The sequence below is a fragment of the Phenylobacterium conjunctum genome (assembly GCF_042679085.1).
Taxonomy (GTDB): Bacteria; Pseudomonadota; Alphaproteobacteria; order Caulobacterales; family Caulobacteraceae; genus Phenylobacterium; species Phenylobacterium conjunctum.
In genome coordinates this window covers 1-16,083 of record NZ_JBHTLQ010000039.1, presented here as the reverse complement: position 1 = coordinate 16,083, position 16,083 = coordinate 1, and the positions used below count along the sequence as shown (strand labels likewise).

The 16,083-nt window shown below is 68.3% G+C and carries 16 protein-coding genes; 8 read left to right on the top strand and 8 right to left on the bottom strand.

All coding sequences use genetic code 11. The features are described from left to right. Positions 1-12 precede the first annotated feature (12 nt). The 3 genes from ACFQ27_RS15365 to ACFQ27_RS15355 all read right to left on the bottom strand — a co-directional run bounded on the left by ACFQ27_RS15365 (position 13) and on the right by ACFQ27_RS15355 (position 4,371). Positions 13-1,761, bottom strand: a complete 1,749-nt coding sequence (locus tag ACFQ27_RS15365; protein ID WP_374343333.1) for an ATP-binding protein — start codon at positions 1,759-1,761, stop codon at positions 13-15. An 84-nt stretch (positions 1,762-1,845) separates the two neighbouring features. Further along, positions 1,846-2,574, bottom strand: coding sequence for a hypothetical protein (locus tag ACFQ27_RS15360; RefSeq protein WP_377354199.1), 729 nt, complete (start codon positions 2,572-2,574; stop codon positions 1,846-1,848). 63 nt (positions 2,575-2,637) lie between these two features. After that, positions 2,638-4,371, bottom strand: a complete 1,734-nt coding sequence (locus tag ACFQ27_RS15355) for an ATP-binding protein (protein WP_377354198.1) — start codon at positions 4,369-4,371, stop codon at positions 2,638-2,640. Positions 4,372-4,569: 198 nt separating this feature from the next. Here ACFQ27_RS15355 and ACFQ27_RS15350 point away from each other — a divergent pair, with 198 nt between their 5' ends. Beyond that, entirely contained in the window at positions 4,570-4,926 is a 357-nt protein-coding gene (locus ACFQ27_RS15350; protein WP_374343326.1) for a phage holin family protein, read from the top strand. 88 nt (positions 4,927-5,014) lie between these two features. On the opposite strand, the gene groL is transcribed toward ACFQ27_RS15350, so the two are convergent. Next, complete coding sequence (groL, locus tag ACFQ27_RS15345) at positions 5,015-6,661, bottom strand: chaperonin GroEL (RefSeq protein ID WP_374343324.1); 1,647 nt, start codon at positions 6,659-6,661, stop codon at positions 5,015-5,017. A gap of 48 nt (positions 6,662-6,709) precedes the next feature. Continuing rightward, entirely contained in the window at positions 6,710-6,997 is a 288-nt protein-coding gene (gene groES / locus ACFQ27_RS15340) for a co-chaperone GroES (protein ID WP_374343322.1), read from the bottom strand. A 244-nt stretch (positions 6,998-7,241) separates the two neighbouring features. Between groES and ACFQ27_RS15335 the strand changes: the two genes are divergently transcribed. The 5 genes from ACFQ27_RS15335 to ACFQ27_RS15315 all read left to right on the top strand — a co-directional run bounded on the left by ACFQ27_RS15335 (position 7,242) and on the right by ACFQ27_RS15315 (position 11,697). Beyond that, positions 7,242-7,664, top strand: coding sequence for a hypothetical protein (locus tag ACFQ27_RS15335; protein ID WP_374343320.1), 423 nt, complete (start codon positions 7,242-7,244; stop codon positions 7,662-7,664). A 65-nt stretch (positions 7,665-7,729) separates the two neighbouring features. Further along, complete coding sequence (locus ACFQ27_RS15330; RefSeq protein ID WP_377354197.1) at positions 7,730-8,116, top strand: VOC family protein; 387 nt, start codon at positions 7,730-7,732, stop codon at positions 8,114-8,116. Between the two features lie 537 nt (positions 8,117-8,653). Next, positions 8,654-9,973 carry an acyl-CoA dehydrogenase family protein gene (locus ACFQ27_RS15325; RefSeq protein WP_374343316.1) on the top strand — a complete coding sequence of 440 codons (1,320 nt, stop codon included), beginning with the start codon at positions 8,654-8,656 and terminating at the stop codon, positions 9,971-9,973. A 311-nt stretch (positions 9,974-10,284) separates the two neighbouring features. Further along, complete coding sequence (locus ACFQ27_RS15320) at positions 10,285-11,037, top strand: TSUP family transporter (RefSeq protein WP_377354196.1); 753 nt, start codon at positions 10,285-10,287, stop codon at positions 11,035-11,037. A 78-nt stretch (positions 11,038-11,115) separates the two neighbouring features. Next, complete coding sequence (locus tag ACFQ27_RS15315) at positions 11,116-11,697, top strand: GNAT family N-acetyltransferase (RefSeq protein WP_377354195.1); 582 nt, start codon at positions 11,116-11,118, stop codon at positions 11,695-11,697. Here ACFQ27_RS15315 and ACFQ27_RS15310 read toward each other — a convergent pair. Then, positions 11,694-12,629, bottom strand: coding sequence for a formylglycine-generating enzyme family protein (locus ACFQ27_RS15310; RefSeq protein ID WP_377354194.1), 936 nt, complete (start codon positions 12,627-12,629; stop codon positions 11,694-11,696). The two genes, ACFQ27_RS15315 and ACFQ27_RS15310, sit on opposite strands and share 4 nt — an antisense overlap. Further along, entirely contained in the window at positions 12,629-14,269 is a 1,641-nt protein-coding gene (locus ACFQ27_RS15305; RefSeq protein ID WP_374343306.1) for a sulfatase-like hydrolase/transferase, read from the bottom strand. The genes ACFQ27_RS15310 and ACFQ27_RS15305 overlap by 1 nt, the downstream gene beginning before the upstream one ends. A gap of 157 nt (positions 14,270-14,426) precedes the next feature. On the opposite strand from ACFQ27_RS15305, the gene ACFQ27_RS15300 reads away from it, so the two are divergent. Further along, complete coding sequence (locus ACFQ27_RS15300) at positions 14,427-14,786, top strand: ArsR/SmtB family transcription factor (protein WP_377354193.1); 360 nt, start codon at positions 14,427-14,429, stop codon at positions 14,784-14,786. Then, positions 14,779-15,306 carry an SRPBCC family protein gene (locus tag ACFQ27_RS15295; protein ID WP_377354192.1) on the top strand — a complete coding sequence of 176 codons (528 nt, stop codon included), beginning with the start codon at positions 14,779-14,781 and terminating at the stop codon, positions 15,304-15,306. The genes ACFQ27_RS15300 and ACFQ27_RS15295 overlap by 8 nt, the downstream gene beginning before the upstream one ends. 46 nt (positions 15,307-15,352) lie before the next feature. Here the strand turns inward: ACFQ27_RS15295 and upp are convergent, their stop codons facing one another. Next, positions 15,353-15,982 carry a uracil phosphoribosyltransferase gene (gene upp / locus ACFQ27_RS15290; RefSeq protein ID WP_377354191.1) on the bottom strand — a complete coding sequence of 210 codons (630 nt, stop codon included), beginning with the start codon at positions 15,980-15,982 and terminating at the stop codon, positions 15,353-15,355. Positions 15,983-16,083 lie beyond the last annotated feature (101 nt).

Below are 16,083 nucleotides of genomic sequence, written 5' to 3'. Positions count from 1 at the left end.
TTCCGGCGTCGCTCAAGCTGTACCGGCGCGCGCCGCACCAACCTGCTGAACTTGGGTAAGGCCGAGGATCGCCGCGACTAGGTCACCGGGCTGGATGGGCTTGGGCTGGACCGCGTCAAACCCAAGCGACAGCAGGCGTTGATCCTGGCCCGACATGGCGTCGGCGGTCAGGGCGATCACCGGTGTCCGGGCTGCGGGACCGGACCGGATGGCCGCCAGGGTGGCGATCCCGTCCATCACCGGCATGTGGATATCCATCAACACCAGGTCGTAGGGGGCCTCGCCTGCGGCCTTGAGCGCGGCCAGGGCCTGGGCGCCGTCCCCGGCCACCACGATGCGGGCGCCAAGAGCTTCGAGGATGGCGCGGGCGACGGCCTGATTGACCACATTGTCCTCGGCCACCAGCAGGTTCAGCCCGGCCAGCGGCGTGGCGCGGCCGGCGGGCGCGTCCTCGGCCTCAGGCGGGGCCTCGGCCACCGGCAGGTCCAGGGTGACCCGGAAGGTCGAGCCGCGGCCCGGCGTGCTGTCCAGGGTGATCTCACCGCCCATCAGGGCCGCCAGGCGGCGGCAGATGGCCAGGCCCAGCCCCGCGCCGCCGAAGCGCCGGGCGGTCGAGGCCTCGGCCTGGACGAAGGGCTGGAACAGGCGGGTCTGCTGGTCGGCGCTGATGCCCAGGCCCGTGTCCGAGACCGCGATCTCGACGCGCACCAGATCGGCGCGCGAGGAGGGCGCGACGGCGACGACCACGCGGACCTCACCGGCTTCGGTGAACTTCAGCGCATTGGACAAGAGGTTCTGCAGGATCTGGCGCAGGCGGGTGGCGTCGCCGAGCAGGGCGCGGGGCAGGGCCGGCTCGATGTCCACGCTCAGGTCCAGGCCCTTGGCGGCGGCGGATTCCGACCACAGGCCACAGACCAGCCGCACCAGGTCGCCCAGGTCCAGGGGCGCAAGCTCCAGGTCCAGCCGGCCGGCCTCGATCTTTGAGAGGTCGAGGATGTCGTTGAGGATCGCCATCAGCCCGTCGCCGGAGCGCACCAGCATGCCGACCTGCTCGGCCTGGCGCGGGTTCAGGGGCGCCTGCTGGAGCGCGTGGGCCATCCCCAGGATCCCGTTCATGGGGGTGCGAAGTTCGTGGCTCATCATGGCCAGGAAGGCGGACTTGGCCTCGCTGGCGGCCTCGGCCTCGACCCGGGCGGCGTCCAGCGCCTCATGGGCGCCGCGGGCCATGGTGGCGCTGACCATGGCGTAGGCGGCCAGCAGGGCCAGGGCGCCGTAGAGGGTGGCCTGCTGGACCGGGGCCAGGCCGCCGAACAGCACGGGCAAAAGCAGCAGATTCAGGGTCGAGGAGCCGCCATTGATCAGCAGCACCAGCCAGCTGCGATAGGCGAAACCCTGGGCGTGGATCAGGAAGCCCGCCAGGATCACCACCGCGATGATCCTCAGGCCCGGATCGCCCGAGGCCCACAGGATCATGGGGGCCAGGTTCCAGACCCAGGTGGTCGCCAGGCAGGAGATGAGGTAGCGGGTCCGCTGGCTGCGGGTCGCCGGATGGGCCGCATTGAGGCCGCGGGTGGCGAAAATGGTCCAGACCTCGCAGGCGATCACCGCCGCGGTCCAGGCCGACAGCAGGCCCAGTTCGATCTGCGGCAGCATGAGCAGGAAGCCCACGGCGGCGGTGGCGATGCGGGCCGGCGCCGAGCGCCGGGCGTCCACGCCCGCGGATTCCAGACCCCTGAACAACCACTCCGGCGATTGCGGCATGATACGCGCCTCCAACTGACACCGGTTGGCTAGACCGCAAGTATGAAAGCTTTGCTATCTCTGGTTTAAGTTGACTTTGTTTTGCTACTTTCGAGGCGGCGGGCCCATGCCGCCGGGACGCGGCAGGTCGCCGAGGCTGAGGCGACTGGTCTGGCCGGTATCCAGCAGGGCGAAGCGCCGCGCGGCGGCGCGGGACCATTCGTCGACGGTGACCTTCCAGTCCAGGTTGGCGTCGGCCCCGCGGACCGGCTGGGGCTCGTTGATCAGGGAGAAGCGGGCCGCGCCCTCTCGCCGGCTCATGCCGCCATGGCCGCCCGGCTTGCGCATCCCGTCAACGTGGCCGCCGCCCATCCTACTTGCAGGAGGGCCACCTGCAGGAGGGCCACCACCAGGAGGGCCGCCGCCAGGCGGGCCGCGTCGGTCGCCGCCGCCCTGGGGCGCGTCGTCCTCACGCTCGGCCGCGCTGAGGATCTCAGGGGCGATGCGGGTCTCATAGGCGCGGTTCTCCAGGCCATCGATCGCCCCGTCGCCATTGGCGTCGACCACCTTGAAGAAGCGTAGGGCGTCAGCGCGGAACTCGGCCAGGCTAAGGGCGCCGTCGTGGTCGGTGTCCGCCCCCTTGAACCAGGTCTCCAGCCCGCCCGGTCCGCGGAAGGGCTCGCCGCTGGGACTGAGGAACAGGTTGCGCCCTTCTGGAGGCCGTCCGCCCGGCGGCGGGCCGGCGGGGCGTTCGCCAGGCGGTTGGGCCACGGCGGGCAAGGCCAGGGCCGACAGGGTGAGGGCGAGGGCGGGCAGCAGACGGGCGCGGATCATGCGGCCGAGCCTGGCCGCCGCCGGGGGCGGAATTGGGCCGTCAGCGTGTCGCGGCTGAAACGCTCAGGCGGCGCGGGAGGCGCTGTCCCGGCGGCTGAGCACCTCGGCGATGGCGGCCACCAGGGCGGCGGGCGAGACCGGCTTGGTCTGCACGGCGTCGAAGCCGCTGGACTTCAGCTTGGTCTCCTCGCCGGCCATGCCGTCGGCGGTGAGGGCGATGACCGGCAGGTTGGCGTCGCCGACCTGGCCGTCGCGAATGCGGCCGACCGCCTCGACCCCGTCCATCACCGGCATGCGCACGTCCATCAGCACCAGGTCGATCCCGCCCAGGCGCAGGCGCTCCAGGGCCTCGGCCCCATGGGCGGCCACCTCGACGGTGACGCCGAAGGCCTCCAGCACCGCGCGGGCCACGGCCAGGTTCACCGGGTTGTCGTCGGCGACCAGGATGCGCAGGGCGGCGATGTCGAGTTCGCCGGTGTCGGCGGCCGGCTGGTCTTCCTGGGCGTCGGCGGCGGGCAGGGGCAGCCAGACCTTGAAGGTCGAGCCCTTGCCGGGCTCGCTCTCGACGCTGACGTCGCCGCCCATCATGGCGGCCAGCTTGCGGCAGATGGACAGGCCCAGGCCCGTACCGCCATAGCGGCGCGCGGTGCCGGCCTCGGCCTGGACGAAGGGGCGGAACAGGCCGGCCACCTGTTCGGCGGACATGCCCGGCCCGGTGTCGGTCACCGCGATCTCCACCCCGCCGTCGCCGTCGGCGCCGGGCGCGGCGCGCAGGGCCAGGGTGACGCCCCCGGTCTCGGTGAACTTCAGGGCGTTGGAGACCAGGTTGTAGATGATCTGGCGAACCCGGGTTTCATCACCCAGGACGCGGGGCGGCAGGTCCGCGGAGACATCGCAGGTCAGGGTCAGGCGCTTGGCCAGGGCGCTTTCGGCCCACAGTTCGACGGCCTGGTTTCCGACCGTGCCGAGGTCGAAGGCCTCGACCACCAGGTCCATGCGGCCGGCCTCGATCTTGGAGATGTCGAGGATGTCGTTGAGGATGGCCAGCAGGCCGTCGCCCGAGCGCAGGATGGTCTCAACATAGCCCTGCTGGCGGCGGTCCAGGCTGGTGCGCTGCAGGGCGCGGGCCATGCCCAGCACCCCGTTCATCGGCGTGCGCAGTTCGTGGGTGACCATGGCCAGGAAGGCGGACTTGGCCTCGGTGGCGGCGATGGCCTTCTGCTCGGCGGCCTCCAGGGCCCGCGCATTGGCGATGTTGGCCCGGGCGCTGGTGATCATGTAGCTGACCAGCATCAGGTGGGCGAGGGAGGCCGACAGCCAGACGTGGCCGGAATAGCCGCCATAGACGGCCGGCAGGCCCAGCCACAGCAGCAGCGGCACCCCGCCCATGGCGGCGAGCGAGGCGGGCGACCGGAACGAGAAGCCGACGGCGTGGATCAGGTTGGCCATGATGATGGCCGAGGCCGCCATCCGGTAGCCTTCCTCGCCGGTGCGCCAGAGGATGACGGTCAGAATGTTCCAGATCAGCGAACTGGCGAACAGCAGGGCCACATAGGCCCGCCGCTGGCTGTCGGTCATGGCGCCGTTGCGCCGCGTCGCGCGGGTGACGAAGAAGGTCGCGCCGTCCTGGGCGGCGTAGAGCGAGAACCAGCCCAGGGCGCCCCAGACGCCCAGCAGGGGCAGGGTCAGCAGGGCCGCGCCGACGCCGATGGCGGCCCGGATGATCAGCACTTCCCAGTCGACCCGAGGCACCTTGTCCAGGCGCTCGTCGATCAGAGCGGACTTGCTGTCGCTCACGGTTCGGCTCCCATCCCCGCGCCGTCACATCCGGGGGGTGTGACGATACGCCACCCCACTTTGGGTAAGAATAGTGAATGGAACCTTGTTCGACGAACTCTTTCGTTGGGCGGGCGCGTAATCCGCTTGAGCCGGACCGCGCTGAGGCTCAGCCTTGGGGGCCTCGCCGCGCCGCGCGGCGGGACCCAAGGAGGCCTCATGCTCGCCAAGTTTCTCATCCGCGCGATCTTCGCCGCCATCGGCCTGGCCATCGCCGCCCACTTCGTGAAGGGGGTGGCCTATGACAGCCTGACCACCCTGGCCATCGCCGCCCTGCTGCTGGGCGTGATCAACGCCATCGTCCGGCCGATCGTCTTTGTCCTGACCCTGCCGATCACCGTGCTGACGCTGGGCCTGTTCCTGCTGGTCATCAACGCCGGGATGATCGGGCTGGTGGCCTACTTCCTGAAGGGCTTCACCATCGACGGCCTGGTCCCGGGCGTCCTGGCGGCCATCATCACGGGCGCGACCAGCTGGGTCGGCCATCTGGTGCTCGGCGACATGCGCGACGACTGAGGCGCAAAAGAAAGAGGGCGGAGCCTCGCGGCCCCGCCCTCCTGTAAGCTTTACTGACTGGGTCCCGGCCAGGCCGGGATGACAGGATTTAGAAGTCCATGTCACCCATGCCGCCGGGCATGCCGCCCGGCATGCCGCCGGCCGCGCCACCCTTCTTGGGGGCTTCGACGATGGCGGCTTCGGTGGTGATCAGCAGGCCGGCCACCGAGGAGGCGTCCTGCAGAGCGGTGCGGACAACCTTGGCCGGGTCGATGACGCCGGCTTGGACCATGTCCACATACTCTTCCGACTGGGCGTTGAAGCCGAAGGTCGGGGAGGCGTTTTCCAGGACCTTGCCGACCACGATCGAACCTTCGACCCCGGCGTTTTCCGAGATCTGACGGATCGGGGCCTGCAGGGCGCGGCGCACGATGGCGATGCCGGCTTCCTGGTCGTCGTTGTCGCCCTTGAGGCCTTCCAGAACCTTGGAAGCCTTCAGCAGGGCCACGCCGCCGCCAGGGACGATGCCTTCTTCCACCGCAGCGCGGGTGGCGTTCAGGGCGTCGTCAACGCGGTCCTTCTTTTCCTTCACTTCGACTTCGGTCGCGCCGCCGACGCGGATCACCGCGACGCCGCCGGCCAGCTTGGCCAGACGCTCTTGCAGCTTTTCCTTGTCGTAGTCCGAGGTGGTGTCCTCGATCTGACGCTTGATCTGGCTGATGCGGCCTTCGATGGCGTCCTTGGCGCCGACACCGTCCACGATGGTGGTGTCGTCCTTGGTGATGGTCACCTTCTTGGCGCGGCCCAGCATGTCGAGGGTCACGTTCTCGAGCTTGATGCCGAGGTCTTCGCTGATCAGCTCACCGCCGGTCAGGATGGCGATGTCTTCCAGCATGGCCTTGCGGCGGTCGCCGAAGCCCGGAGCCTTGACGGCGGCGACGCGCAGGCCGCCGCGCAGCTTGTTGACCACCAGGGTGGCCAGGGCTTCGCCTTCGACGTCTTCGGCGATGATCAGCAGCGGACGGCCCGACTGCACCACGGCTTCCAGCACCGGCAGCAGCGGCTGCAGCGAGGTCAGCTTCTTTTCGAAGAGCAGGATGAGCGGCTCTTCGAGATCGGCCTCCATCTTGTCGGCGTTGGTGATGAAGTAGGGCGACAGGTAGCCGCGGTCGAACTGCATGCCTTCGACGACGTCGAGTTCGGTCTCGGCGGTCTTGGCTTCTTCGACGGTGATGACGCCTTCGTTGCCGACCTTTTCCATCGCGCGGGCGATCATCTCACCGACTTCGGCGTCGCCGTTGGCGGAGATGGTGCCGACTTGCGCGATTTCCGAGTTGGCCGAGACCTTCTTGGCGTTGGCCTTGATCTCTTCGATCACCTTGGCGACGGCCTTGTCGATGCCGCGCTTCAGGTCCATCGGGTTCATGCCGGCCGCGACCGACTTCAGGCCTTCGACCACGATGGCCTGGGCCAGCACGGTGGCGGTGGTGGTGCCGTCGCCGGCCTTGTCGTTGGTCTTCGAGGCGACCTCACGGATCATCTGGGCGCCGAGGTTCTCGAACCGATCGGTCAGTTCGATTTCCTTGGCGACCGAGACGCCGTCCTTGGTCGAGCGCGGGGCGCCGAAGGACTTTTCGATGACGACGTTGCGGCCCTTGGGGCCCAGGGTGACCTTCACCGCGTTGGCGAGGACATTGACGCCGCGCAGCATGCGATCGCGCGCGTCGGAAGAGAAATAGACGTCTTTAGCGGCCATTTTTCTGCTCTTTCAAAAAGGGTGTGGGGAGGAAGGCGGTAGGGGTGGTTACTCGACCACGCCCAGGACGTCGCTTTCCTTCATGATCAGGAGGTCCTGACCGTCGATCTTCACTTCCGTGCCGGACCACTTGCCGAACAGGATGCGGTCGCCGGCCTTCACGTCCAGGGGCTGGATCTTGCCGCTGTCGTCACGGGCGCCGGGGCCGACGGCGACGACTTCGCCTTCCTGCGGCTTTTCCTTGGCGGTGTCGGGGATGATGATCCCGCCCTTGGTCTTCTGTTCTTCTTCGACGCGCTTCACGAGGACGCGGTCTCCCAGGGGACGAAACGCCATGTCTTCTTCTCTCCGTTCGAGACGGTTGGATTGATCGTTCGTTGGCTTCCGGGCGCGCTGTTAGCAGCCGCGACCCTGGAGTGCTAACGACGGCGGGGAGGTAGGTTGGGGGCCGGACGGAGTCAAGGCGAAGGCCCTAGAAATTTGTGTGACGGGCTTGTCGTTTCGGGCGCCCATCGCCTGGATCACGCCACAGAGGGGGGATAGGGTCCCGACCTCTTTAAAGATCCTCAAGGACCCGAACATGCGTCAGGCCTTCCTGCTCGCCGCCCTTTCCAGCCTGGCCCTGTCGGCCGCCGCCCATGCGGAAACCTGGAAGCCCTATTCCGCCGAGAGCGCCAACCACATCCAATGGTCCTATGACGCGGACTATTCCTATCGCGACGCCGCCTCGGGCCGGGTGGTCGTGTTGCAGGCGGTGGGCAAGGTGGGCGCCGAGCCGCGCATGGGGCCGTCCGCCCCTGGCGCCGCTGACGGGGTCGGCAGCCTGGTGGCCATCGACTGTCAGAAGGGCGACATGATCCTGATCTCGGGCTACTCGCCCAAGAAGCCCCTGGAGGTCCCCGCCGACTGGCGCAAGACGGCCTCCAAGAAGATCGACGGCGCCGACGACAAGGCCCTGATGGCCGGGGTCTGCGCGGGCGCCGCGGCCCTGCCGACCAAGTAGGCCTGCTGACAGGTCCTGGCGCCGACCCGGTTCAGGGTGGCGATCTCAGACGTAAGGAGATCGCCATGCTGGACCACATCGGGCTCACCGTCGCCGACTACGGCCGGTCGCGCGCCTTCTTTGACGCCGCGCTGAAGCCGCTGGGCGTCAGTGTGATGATGGAGGTGACCGCCGAACAGACCGGCGGCCACGCCCACTGCGGCTATGGCGCCGAGATGAAGCCGTTCTTCTGGTTCGGAACCGGCGGGCCGCCGACCGCGGGGGTGCATGTCGCCTTCACCGCCAAGGACCGGGCGACCGTCGACGCCTTCTACGCCGCGGCCATGGCGGCGGGCGGGCGGGACAACGGGCCGCCGGGGATCCGCGCCCACTATCATCCGACCTATTACGGGGCCTTCGTCCTCGATCCCGACGGGCACAATGTCGAGGCGGTCTGCCACGCGCCGGCCTGATCCAAGATTTCGCAGGTCCGATGTCGCATTCAGACGATCTGCGGCGTCCTAGAGAAAAGATGTCGAAAGCTTAACTGGAAGTGGAGGCCCAGGCTTCCTATCTGCGCATCATGACGATGATCTTCAAACTGGCTCCGGCCATTCTGATCCTTTCGGCGACAGTGGCCGTGGTCGCGCTCGGCGCGGCCCACCCGCTCTACGCCTGACGGCCGGTCCTCCCCCCGAGCCGTCCCCGAGCCCTTCCGATCTGATCGCCCCAATCAGATCGGAAGGGGCTCGTTTCCTTCTAAAAGTGTAGATCGTTCTTCGATCCGAAAGCCGCTTCGCACTTTTCGGAGAACGCTCTCAGGGCTTGCGACGTGCCCCCGTCGCAAGCCCTTTGTTTTTCCCAGATAGGCTCCGCCCGCCTGACCCGGGTCGGGGGATCGTGGCGGAATTGATCAAACGCTTGTTTGATTTTCCCGGAATATGGGCCAAAGCTAGCGCGGAGCACCAAAGCGGGCCGCCAGGGCCGATGACCAAGCTGGGAGAGACTTCATGAGCGAGACCAAGACCAAGGGCCTTCTGACCTTCGGCCTGAACCCGCAGGACGAGCTGAACGACCTGCGCATGTCCGAAAAGGCCATGCCCCTGCTGAACCACGTGAAGCGGTTCATCAAGGAGACGGTCAATCCGATGACCGAGGAATTCCATCGCCTCGGCGCGAACAAGACCGACATCTGGTCCTACGCCCCCGGTCAGCTCGAAGTGCTGGAAACCGCCAAGGACAAGGCCAAGGCCGAGGGCCTGTGGAACTTCTTCCTGCCCGACGCCCACACCGGCGAGGGCCTGTCCAACCTCGACTACGCCTATATCGCCGTCGAGCTGGGCAAGAACCCGATGGCGTCCGAGACCATGAACTGCGCCGCGCCCGACACCGGCAACATGGAAGTGCTGGAGCGCGTCGGCACGCCGGAACAGAAGGAAAAGTGGCTGAAGCCGCTGCTCGAGGGGAAGATCCGCTCGGCCTTCGCGATGACCGAGCTGCACTACGCTTCGTCGGACGCCAAGAACGTCAACACCCGCGCCGTGCTGGTGGGCGACGAGTACGTCATCAACGGTGAGAAGCACTACATCTCCGGCGCCGGCGACCCGCGCTGCAAGATCATGATCACCATGGTCAAGACCGACCCGAACGCCCCGCCGAACCTGCAGCAGTCCCAGATCCTGGTGCCCACCGACACCCCCGGGGTGAAGATCATCGGCCCGCAGCACGTGTTCGGCGACCCCGACGCGCCGCACGGCCACATGCACATCGTCTTCGACAATGTCCGCGTGCCGAAGGAAAACATGCTGCTGGGCGAAGGCCGCGGCTTCGAGATCAGCCAGCTGCGTCTCGGCCCGGGCCGTATCCACCACTGCATGCGCGCCATCGGCCAGGCTGAAAAGGCCCTGGACCTGATGGTCACCCGCGGCCTGACCCGTGAAGCCTTCGGCAAGCCGCTGGTGAACCTGGGCGGCAACCTGGAAATCATCAGCCGCGCCCGCATCGACATCGAGGCCATGCGCCTGATGGTGCTGAAGGCGGCCAAGGCGATGGACGTCCTGGGCAACCAGGAAGCCCGCATCTGGATCCACATGGTCAAGGCCATGGTTCCGGAACGGGTCTGCGAGATCATCGACCAGGCGATCCAGATGCACGGCGCGCTCGGCGTGTCGCAGCACACCCCGCTGGCCCGCATGTACGCCAACACCCGGACCCTGCGCATCGCCGACGGCCCGGACGAGGTTCACCACATGGTGGTCGGCCGCAACGAGCTGCGCCAGTACCGCGAAATGCCGGAAGACCAGTCCCTGGCCGCGGTGTTCCGCCGCTAAGACGACGGTCCTTCACGGACGGAATGGGGCCCCGGTGTTCGCACCGGGGCCTTTTTCGTGCGCCCTCGACGCCCCGCGAGCTTGGGTGTAGCTGTGGGGGGCTCCACCTGGGAGCCGGGTTGAAGCGCAGGTCTTGCGCGCTCCGGGCCAGGACGTTCGCCCCGGTCGGCGGATGGGAGCAAAGACGCCTTCTCCGGGAGGCGCGGCGGGCGATCCCGCCAACACCTTTCCGCGCACGCTGCGCAGCTGATCCGCGATCGCCGGGGGCCTGTGTCCCCCATCGGAGCGGACCGCAACCCGGAGGACTACCCATGGCCGCGACCTCGGCTTTCTTCATCATCCTCATGGCGTTCGTCACCGCCACCCTGTCCGGGGTGTTCGGCATGGCGGGCGGTCTTGTCCTGATGGGGGCGCTGGCCCTCGTCCTGCCCGTCCAGGCGGCCTTTGTGACCCACGGCCTCCTGCAACTCGTCGCCAACGGCTGGCGGGCCATCCTGCACCGCAAGTTCGTCCGCTGGGACATCGTGGCCTGGTATGGGCTGGCCTCAGTGCTGGCGGGCGTGGCGGTGAGCCTATTGCGCTTTACGCCCTCCAAGCCTTTGCTGTTCCTGCTCCTAGGCCTGGTGCCGTTCCTGACCTGGCTGCCGCAGAGCTGGATCAAGCTGGATGCGGCAAAGCCCTCCCAGGCCTTCCTGTCCGGCCTGTCGGTCACCGGCCTGAACCTGACGGCCGGCGTCGCCGGGCCCCTGCTCGACATCTTCTTCGTGCGCACCGAGCTCACCCGCCACGCCATCGTCGCCACCAAGGCCGCCACCCAGGTCTTCGCCCACCTGGCCAAGGTGCTGGTCTATGGCGCGCCGCTGCTGGCCTCGGGGACCAAGGGCCTGCCGGCGGTCTGGGTGTTCGCCCTGGCCATCCCCCTGTCCATGCTGGGCACGGTGGCGGGGGGCCGCATCCTCGACCGGATGAGCGACGTGAACTTCAAGCGCTGGACCCGCTGGATCGTCACGGCTGTGGGCGTCAGCTACCTGGTCCAGGCCGCCCAGTTGATGCTGGCGAAGTAGTGGTCTGATCGGGCGGCGCGAACTGGTCGTTTCGACCAGACCGCTTCCCGGCTAGGTCGGGGAGCGAAGGAGACGCCCATGCAGATCGCGACCGAGGTCCTGGAGAACCGCTTCGTGCGGCTGGAGCCCATGGGCGACCAGCACAAGGACGCCCTGCGCGCCGCGTGCGAGGCGGACCAGGACATCTGGACAAGGCTCTATCCGTTCTCCTGGGCCGGCGAGCATTTCGAGCCGACCTGGACCATGCTGACCACCCATATCGCCCAGGGCCAGACCATTGGCTTTGCAGTGATGGTCGGCCAGGCGCTGGCGGGCCTGACCTGCTTCCGCGGCATGGACGCCGCCAATGCGGTGGTGGAGATCGGCGGCACCTATTACGCGCCCGACCACCGCGGCGGCGCGGTGAACCCGGCGGCCAAGCGGCTGATGATGGGCCACGCCTTCGCCTGCGGCGCCCGGCGCGTGGTCTACCGCGTGGACGCCCTCAACGCCCGCTCCCGCGCGGCGGTGACCAAGCTGGGCGCGGTGCAGGAGGGGATCCTTCGCCAGGACCGGGTCACCTGGACCGGCCGGCTGCGCGACACGGTGATCTTCTCGGTGCTGGCCGACGAGTGGCCGGCGGTGCGGGATCGGTTGGACGCGCGGCTCGCCGCCCTCTAGTCGCGGATCACCGTCCTGAAGCCGATGTGCGAGGCGCCGGTGTCGGGCGGGCCGACTTCGCGAGCGGCCGGGCGATAGCGGAAGCAGTAGTCGTCGGCGCACAGGAACGAGCCGCCCTTGATCACGTGCTGGTCGCCGTTGATCCGGTCCTTGGTCCATTCCCAGACATTGCCGGCCATGTCGAACAGGCCGTAGCCGTTGGGCTTGAAGCAGCCCACGGGGGCGGCGCTGGCCTTGTAGCCGTCGGCGCCGGCGTCAATGGACGGGAAGACGCCCTGCCAGGTGTTGGCCTGGGGCTGGCCGCCTGGGGTCTTCTGCTGGCCCCAGACGTAAGGGGCGCCGGCGAGGCCGCCGCGGGCGGCGTATTCCCACTCGGCCTCGGTGGGCAGGTCGCGGCCCAGCCAGCGGGCGTAGGCCAGCGCGTCCTCATAGCCGATGTGGACCACCGGCAGGGTCTCGCGGCCCTTGATGTTGCTGCCCGGCCCCTTGGGATGACGCCAGTCGGCGCCCGGGATCACCCGCCACCAGGCTGACGGATCGCCCCGGTCGACGCCCGGCTCGGCGCCCACGAACACCAGGGACGAGGGCCGCATCTGGTTCGGCGTCAGGCCGGGATAGAGCTTGGGATCCAGCGGCCGCTCGGCCTCGGTCACATAGCCGGTGGCGGCCACGAACTTGGCGAAATCGGCGTTGGTGACCTCGTGCTGGTCGATCCAGAAGTCGCCGACGGCGACGGCCTTGGCCGGGCCCTCTTCGGGCCGCATCGCGGCGGCCCCCATCAGAAAAGTCCCCCCCTTGATCTTCACCATCCCCGCCCGGAGGTGCGCCGGATCGGGGATGGCCAGGTCCGCCTGGCAGGCCTTCGGCGGCGCCGGGGCGCAGGCGACGGGCGCGAGCGCGAGGGCGGCGGCGAAGAGGGGGGCGATACGCATCAGTTGGACCAGTAGATGAACTCGTCGCCCGGCTTGTCCGGCACGCCCAGCGGATGGTCAATGGGGATCGCGCCCTCCAGCAGGGACGGCCACTTGGGCGCCATGGTCTGCTTGTTCTGGGCCTCGATCAGGGCCATCAGCTCGGCGACCTTGGCGGGCTCCTTGTCGGCCAGGTTGACCTTTTCCGTGGGGTCGGTGGCCAGGTTGAACAGCCAGGTCTTCTTAGGCCGGGCGGCGCTCTGCAGCTTCCAGTCGCCGGAGATCACCATGTTGTAGTCGCCGGAGCGCCAGAACAGGTTCTGGTGCGGGCGGCCCTGCGCCTTGCCGGTCGCGAAGGCGGTCAGGTCGACGCCGTCGATGACCCGGTCCTTGGGCACGGCGGCGCCGGCCGCGGCGGCGGCGGTGGCGAAGATGTCGATATGGGCCACCGGGGCGCTGAAGCGCGAGCCCGGCGCCAGCTTGGCCGGCCAGCGGACGAAGAAGGGCACGCGCACGCCGCCCTCGAAGAAGCTGGCCTTCCAGCCACGATAGGGCCGGTTGATATCGGGCAGGCCGATATAGTTCGCCCCGCCGTTGTCGGAGGTGAAGATGACGATGGTGTTGTCGTCCAGGCCTTGGGCCTTCAGCTCGGCCAGCACCCGGCCGACATTGCGGTCGAGGTTGCGCAGCATGGCGCCATAGACCCGCAGGCGGTGGTCCTTGATCTGCGGCAGGGCGTCATAGTCGGCCTTGGTGGCCTGCAGCGGCGTGTGGACCGCGTTGTAGGCCAGGTACATGAAGAAGGGCTGGTTGCGGTTGGCCTTGATGCCCGAGATCGCCTGATCGGTCAGGTAATCGGTCATGTACTTGTCGGGATGGAACGGCTTGGAGCCGTTGTACTGGACCGAGAAGGGCAGGGTGACCCACAGGAACCGGTCGATGGGGTCGAAGTCCTGCTTGGAGTTGACCACGTTCGGGTCCTTCACCGGCGCGAACAGCGAGGCGCCGGAGATGAAACCGAGGCTTTCGTCAAAGCCCTGGTCTTCCGGCCGGGTGCCCTTGGTCCCGCCCAGGTGCCACTTGCCCAGGTGCATGGTGTGATAGCCGCGGCTTTTCAGCAGCTCGGCGATGGTCACTTCCGAGGCCGGGACGGCCTGGGTGTCCAGGGGCGGGGTGTCCTTGACCTTGTCGGCGTTGAAGTGCGGCGGATGGGTGGAGCCGGGGGTCTTGAAGGTGCCGACCATGCGCGAGAAGCCGACCGGGGTCGGGGTGAACTCGAAGCCGAAGCGGGTCGGATAGCGGCCGGTCATGATCGCCGCGCGGGACGGGGCGCAGGTGGCGTTGCCGGAATAGCCGTTGGTGAAGTCGACCCCGCCCTTGCCGATGGAATCGATGTTCGGGGTCGGCACGATGCCGCCGCCGTTGAAGGTGATGTCATTGAAGCCGAGGTCGTCGGCCAGGATGAAGACGATGTTCGGCGGCCGCTCGCCGGTCGGGGCCGTCGCCGGGCCCTGGACCCAGTTCACCGGCTGATTGGCCTCGACCTTGGGCTGGCGCAGCACGGCCAGCCGCACGAGCACGTCGGCCCGGAAGTGCCAGATGAGGGCGCCCAGCGCCACCAGCACGACGGCGATCCCGCCGAGGATGCGTCCGATTTTCATGAGCCTCGCGTCTCCCGCCCGGGCCGGCTCCCCGGCCGGTCCCATCCAGGGTGTGAGCATATATTGACATAAGGCGTGCCGCTAGATGGATTTCGCGCCACAGCTATTGCTCAACCGAATGGTTGACAATCTGGATGGCGCGTACATATTCAACCACATGGTTGAATTAGAAGCCCCCCAGCTCGACGCCGTCTTCCACGCCCTGGGCGACGCCACCCGCCGCCGGATGCTCCGAGACCTCACGCAAGGCGAGCGCAGCGTGGGCGACCTGGCCCAGCCCTTCGCCATGTCCCTGGCGGCGGCCTCCAAGCACGTGAAGGTGCTGGAGCGCGCGGGGCTGCTGCAGCGACGGGTGCAGGGTCGCACGCACCTCTGCCGGCTCGACCCCGGCGCGCTCGCGACGGCGCACGAATGGATCAGCTTCTACGAACGGTTCTGGACCAGCCGCCTCGATGTCCTCGAGGGCCTGCTTCGGAAGGAAGACGCCCAAAAGCCCTCAGGAGACACCCATGACTGAAACCGCCACCGTCGACGCCTATGGCGTCCGCACCGAACCCGCCACCGTGCGCCTCCAACGCCTGCTGCCCGGCCCCATCGAGCGGGTCTGGGCCTACCTCACCGAAAGCGACCTGCGCCGACAATGGCTGGCCGCTGGCCCTATGGAGTTGACGCCGGGCGGGGCGGTCGAGCTCACTTGGCGCAACGGCGAGCTCAGCCCCGGCGACGACCGGCCCGACAGCATGCCGGCCGAGCACAGCATGACCAGCCGCATGATCCGCGCCGAGCCGCCCCGGGTGCTGGCCTTCACCTGGAACAGCGGCGAGGTGCGTTTCGACCTTGAGCCTCAGGGCGATCAGGTCCTGCTGACCGTCACCCACCAGCGCCTCCCGGACCATGGCGCGATGCTGAGCGTCAGCGCCGGCTGGCATGCGCACCTGGATGTGCTGGCGGACAAGCTCGCCGGCAGGACGCCGGGCGCCTTCTGGAGCAAGTGGACCCGCCTGCGGGAGGACTACGCGGCGCGGTTGGCGGAGTAACTCAGCAACGTCGTGGCCGGGCTTGTCCCGGCCACGACAGTCGCATTCACCGCGTCCCGTACAGCCGGTCGCCAGCGTCGCCCAAGCCCGGCAGGATGAAGCCCTTCTCATCCAGACCCTTGTCGATCCCGGCGGTCCAGATGGGGGTGTCGGGGTGTTCGCCCTGCAGTCGGGCGACGCCTTCGGGGGCGGCCAGGATGCAGACGAAGCGGATGTCCTGGGCCCCGGATTCCTTCAACCGCGAGATCGCCGCGCAGGCGGTGGCGCCGGTGGCCAAGAGGGGGTTCATGACGATGACCGTCCGCTCCGCCAGGGTCTCCGGCGCCTTCAGATAGTACTCCACAGCGACCATGGAGCCGGGGTCGCGATAGAGGCCGATATGGGCGACGCGGGCGGACGGGACGAGGCTCAGCATGCCCTCCAGCATCCCTTCGCCAGAGCGCAGGATGGGCGCGAAGACCAGCTTCTTGCCGGCGATCTCGGGGGAGCCCATCGCCTCCATCGGGGTGACCACCATCTTGTGGGTCAGGGGCAGGTCGCGGGTGACCTCGTAGCCCAGGAGGGTCGAGATCTCGCGGGTCAGTTCGCGGAAGGTCTTGGTGGAGGTGTCGCGGTCCCGCAGGCGGGTCAGCTTGTGCTGCACCAGGGGGTGCTGGACGACGGTGACGTCCGTCATGGCTCGATCAGTCCTTTACTAGAAAACGGCGCCGTCGCTGGCGATGGCGAGCGGCGGCCCGCCGTCCGCCCGGGCCTCGGCGGCCAGGCGCCGCCCTGCGG

Coding starts and splice junctions, on each gene's coding strand:
- ACFQ27_RS15295 (WP_377354192.1), top strand. CDS start 14,779: ATGACTGAAACCGCCACCGTCGACGCCTATGGCGTCCGCACCGAACCC.
- ACFQ27_RS15335 (WP_374343320.1), top strand. CDS start 7,242: ATGCGTCAGGCCTTCCTGCTCGCCGCCCTTTCCAGCCTGGCCCTGTCG.
- ACFQ27_RS15325 (WP_374343316.1), top strand. CDS start 8,654: ATGAGCGAGACCAAGACCAAGGGCCTTCTGACCTTCGGCCTGAACCCG.
- groL (WP_374343324.1), bottom strand. CDS start 6,661: ATGGCCGCTAAAGACGTCTATTTCTCTTCCGACGCGCGCGATCGCATG.
- upp (WP_377354191.1), bottom strand. CDS start 15,982: ATGACGGACGTCACCGTCGTCCAGCACCCCCTGGTGCAGCACAAGCTG.
- ACFQ27_RS15330 (WP_377354197.1), top strand. CDS start 7,730: ATGCTGGACCACATCGGGCTCACCGTCGCCGACTACGGCCGGTCGCGC.
- groES (WP_374343322.1), bottom strand. CDS start 6,997: ATGGCGTTTCGTCCCCTGGGAGACCGCGTCCTCGTGAAGCGCGTCGAA.
- ACFQ27_RS15350 (WP_374343326.1), top strand. CDS start 4,570: ATGCTCGCCAAGTTTCTCATCCGCGCGATCTTCGCCGCCATCGGCCTG.
- ACFQ27_RS15305 (WP_374343306.1), bottom strand. CDS start 14,269: ATGAAAATCGGACGCATCCTCGGCGGGATCGCCGTCGTGCTGGTGGCG.
- ACFQ27_RS15365 (WP_374343333.1), bottom strand. CDS start 1,761: ATGCCGCAATCGCCGGAGTGGTTGTTCAGGGGTCTGGAATCCGCGGGC.
- ACFQ27_RS15320 (WP_377354196.1), top strand. CDS start 10,285: ATGGCCGCGACCTCGGCTTTCTTCATCATCCTCATGGCGTTCGTCACC.
- ACFQ27_RS15360 (WP_377354199.1), bottom strand. CDS start 2,574: ATGATCCGCGCCCGTCTGCTGCCCGCCCTCGCCCTCACCCTGTCGGCC.
- ACFQ27_RS15310 (WP_377354194.1), bottom strand. CDS start 12,629: ATGCGTATCGCCCCCCTCTTCGCCGCCGCCCTCGCGCTCGCGCCCGTC.
- ACFQ27_RS15300 (WP_377354193.1), top strand. CDS start 14,427: ATGGTTGAATTAGAAGCCCCCCAGCTCGACGCCGTCTTCCACGCCCTG.
- ACFQ27_RS15315 (WP_377354195.1), top strand. CDS start 11,116: ATGCAGATCGCGACCGAGGTCCTGGAGAACCGCTTCGTGCGGCTGGAG.